This window comes from Streptomyces adustus, assembly GCF_009377175.1.
GTDB classification, from domain to species: Bacteria; Actinomycetota; Actinomycetes; order Streptomycetales; family Streptomycetaceae; genus Streptomyces; species Streptomyces adustus.
Map to the genome: position 1 here is coordinate 1 of NZ_VJZD01000459.1, position 3,458 is coordinate 3,458.

At 74.5% G+C, this 3,458-nt stretch carries 4 protein-coding genes; 1 reads left to right on the top strand and 3 read right to left on the bottom strand.

What is annotated here, in order from left to right; all coding sequences use genetic code 11:
• Together FNH09_RS49985 and FNH09_RS45490 are read right to left on the bottom strand one after the other, a co-directional pair.
• On the bottom strand, nucleotides 1-279 hold a 279-nt coding region (locus FNH09_RS49985), incomplete at its 3' end, for a DUF6412 domain-containing protein (protein ID WP_152895730.1).
• Nucleotides 280-355: 76 nt separating this feature from the next.
• Complete coding sequence (locus FNH09_RS45490; RefSeq protein ID WP_152895731.1) at nucleotides 356-913, bottom strand: winged helix-turn-helix transcriptional regulator; 558 nt, start codon at nucleotides 911-913, stop codon at nucleotides 356-358.
• A gap of 123 nt (nucleotides 914-1,036) precedes the next feature.
• Between FNH09_RS45490 and FNH09_RS45495 the strand changes: the two genes are divergently transcribed.
• On the top strand, nucleotides 1,037-2,431 hold the full coding sequence (locus tag FNH09_RS45495) for an MFS transporter (protein WP_152895732.1): 1,395 nt from the start codon (nucleotides 1,037-1,039) through the stop codon (nucleotides 2,429-2,431).
• On the opposite strand, the gene FNH09_RS45500 is transcribed toward FNH09_RS45495, so the two are convergent.
• The gene (locus tag FNH09_RS45500; RefSeq protein WP_238427484.1) at nucleotides 2,409-3,188 is read right to left on the bottom strand and encodes a class E sortase; all 780 of its coding nucleotides are present in this window, start codon (nucleotides 3,186-3,188) and stop codon (nucleotides 2,409-2,411) included. The genes FNH09_RS45495 and FNH09_RS45500 overlap by 23 nt on opposite strands.
• Nucleotides 3,189-3,458: the final 270 nt, after the last annotated feature.

A 3,458-nucleotide genomic window follows, 5' to 3' on the forward strand; every position in this document is an offset into this window, starting at 1 on the left:
GGCCCTGGGCCTGCGCCGGCCGGGGGCGTCGGGGTCGCGCTGGGGCAGGAACGCCGTACGGCGGGCCCGGTCGCGGATGGCCGTACGCACCCGGGTGGGCGGCACGGCGGGTGCGCAGCGCGCGGCGAGACGGGCGCAGAGGCAGAGGGCGGAAGCGGCCGCGGCGGTCGCGGCGAGCGCGACGGCGGCCGGGAGGCTGCCGGTGTCCAGCAGCGCGATCTGGAGCAGCAGGACCAGCAGCACGGCGAGCGGGCGCACGGCGGCCCGGCTGCGGATCATCGCCCCTTCTCCTCTCGCCCTCTCGTACCCATGTGTGCCCTGCCGACCGTACGCGATCCGCGCCGGAGGGGATCCGTCAGGCGGGATCCACGCCGACAGGCTCCGCGCCGGCCGGTCCCAGTACGACGGGCTCCAGCAGCCGCCTGGGCTTCAGCAGGGCCCGGCTGACCGGGTCCGCCGGGGCAGGGTCGAGATCCGGTCCCGGCACCATGAGGACGTCGGGAACCGGTACGACGGTTGCGCAGGCGGGGCATTCACCGTACGAGCCGAGTTCCGTGCCGCAGTCGGCGTGCCGGAACTCGCGCAGCAGGGTCCCGTCGATATTCTCGCGCCCCCACCGGCCGAGCGAGCGCAGCACCGGCCACAGGGCCGTGCCGCGCTCGGTGAGGACGTACTCGTCGCGCGGCGGCGACTCCTGGTAGCGGCGCTTCTCCAGGATCCCCTCGGCCAGCAGCGACTGGAGGCGGGAGGCGAGGACCGCGCGCGGGATGCCGAGGTGGACGAGGAAGTCGTTGTAGCGCCGTACCCCGTAGAGGGCGTCGCGGACGACCAGCAGTGTCCAGCGTTCGCCGACGATCTCCAGTGCTCGGGCGATCGAGCACTCCTGCGATGCGTAGTCCTTGCCCAGTGCCATGACGTCCACTGTAGCCACTTTTCCCCTTGTTGGTTCAATGACCGAACCATGGATGCTACGGTCGTAGGCGTCAGTAAGTTCAATGACCGAACTCGCAAGGTCGTCGTCCACGGAAGGACAGCCATGACCCGGCTCGGCTCCACCGCCACGACCACCGGCGCGACCACCGGCGCGGTGCGCGGGCAGCACCCGGACCCGCCCGCGCGCCCCCGGGCGACCCTGGCCCTGACCAGCGCGGCGACCGCCGTGGCGCTGATGACGTACACCGCGCCGATGGTCACGCTCCCCGACATGGCCGCCGACCTGCACACCCCGGTCTCCGCCCAGGCCTGGCTGCTCAACGGCACCCCGCTGGGTCTGGCCGCCCTGCTCCTGGTCGCGGGCAGCCTCGCCGACGACTACGGCCGCCGCCGGATCTTCGTGGCCGGCACGCTCGCGCTCGGTCTCACCACCGCGCTCGGCGCGCTCGCCGGCTCGACCTGGCTGTTCACCCTGACCCGGGTCGCCCAGGGCGCGGCGAGCGCGGCCCTGCTCGCCAGCAGCCTGGGACTACTCGTGCACGCCTTCCCCACCCCGCGCGGCCGACTGCACGCGACCGGTGTGTGGGGCGCGTTCGTCAGCGGCGGCATCGCCGTCGGCCCGCTGCTCACCGGGTCGCTGCCCGACTGGCGGCTGGGATACGCCGTCCTCGGCGCCGCCGCCCTGGTCGTGGCCGGCCTCTCGGCGCGCGCCCTGTCCGAGTCGCGCGCCCCGCGCGGCGGCCGCCCCGACCTGCTCGGCGCGGTGACCTTCGGGCTGGCGCTGGTCGCCCTCGTCGCGGCGCTCACCCTGGGCCGGGACGGCTGGCTGCGCGACCCGGTCGGCCTGCTGCTGGCCGCGTTCGTACTGCTGACCGGCGCCTTCGCCCTGGTCGAGCGCCGCTCCGCCACCCCGATGATCGACCTCGCGCTGCTGCGCAGGCCCCGCTTCCTCGCCTCGTCGGCCGGCGGCCTGTTCACCGGCCTCGCCGTCATCGGCCTGTTCAGCTTCCTGCCGACGCTGCTGCAACGCTCCCTGGGGCTCTCCGCGCTGGAGACGGCGTGGCTGTTCCTGCTCTGGTCCGGGCTGTCCTTCACGGTCGCGTTGCAGGCCCGGCGGCTCGCGGGCCGGATGGCATCGCGCCACCAGCTGGCCCTCGGTTTCGCGCTGCACGCGGTCGGCGTGCTGGCCATGCTCGGCGCGCTCGACGCGGGCTCCTGGCCGCGCCTGCTGCCCGGCCTGCTGATCGCCGGGGTGGGCAGCGGCCTGCTCAACGCCGCCCTGCCGCTGCTCTCGGTCGAGTCCGTACCGGCCCAGCGGGCCGCGATGGGCTCGGGGGCGCAACAGACCTTCCGCTACATCGGCTCCTGCGCGGGCGTGGCCCTGACGATCGCGATCGCCACCTCAGCCGGCAGCCTGGCGCACGGCGCGGACGTCGCGATGGTGGTCTCGGCCGTCCTCGCCGCGGTCGGCGCGGTCAGCGTGGCCGCATGGAAGTGAGCGTGCCCCACACCACCAGGCGGTAGCGCGAGGTGTACTCCGGGGTGCACGTCGTGAGAGTGAGGTAGTAGCCGGGACCGCGGTAGCCGTAGCCGGGCCGCACCAGGCTGCGGGGTACGGGGGCGATGACACCGGAGTCGCGCGCCGAGGTCTGCGGGAGCGTCCGGTCGACGGTGTACGTGTACACGGCGTCGGCGGTCTCCACCCGGACCTCGTCGCCCTTCCGCAGCCGGTCCAGGTGCCGGAACGGCTCGCCGTGGGTGTTGCGATGCCCGGCGACGGCGAAGTTGCCCGCCCGGCCCGGCTGTTGGGTACCGGGATAGTGACCGACATAGCCCTTGTCGAGCACCTCGCGCTTGCCGGTGCCCTCGGCGACGGGGACGCGCAGGTGCAGACGGGGGATGTCGAGGACGGCGTAGGCCTGGGACCACCGGGGCGCCGCGGCCCGCCGCCCCGCGGTGGCGCCGGTGCCGCCGGACGGGGCCGCCCCGGGGTCCGTGATCGCGGGGGCCGTCGCGGAACCGGCGGCACCGGAGCCGTCGGACGGATCCGTCTCCGCGCCCCACTGCCGCTCCAGCGCCTCCACCTTCCGGTCGGCGCCCTGCCGGGCCTCGCGGTTGGTCCACCACAGCTGGTGGACGACGAGAAGCAGCAGCACGAGCCCGGCGGTGACGAGGAGTTCGCCCGTCCCCCACAGCGCGCGCCGCAGCCGGGCACTGCGACGCCGGGTGCGGTGCCCGACGACCCGGGAACGCAGCCGTACCTGGGGCCAGGGCCACGCCCAGGCCGGTAAGCGTGGACGCGCACACGCACGTATACGTGAACTCGTACGCGCAATTGGACTCGTACGCACCCGTGGACCCGTACGCGCACGCACACCTGGACTCGTACGCACGCGGAAACCCGTACGCATCCGCACGCCGTCACCTCCGCCCGCCGGGGCCGACCGCAAGATAGACGGCCGCGGCCGAAGTCTCCAGGCCCGCACACCGCCGACCACCCACCCGCGGCGTGCGCACCCCTGCCC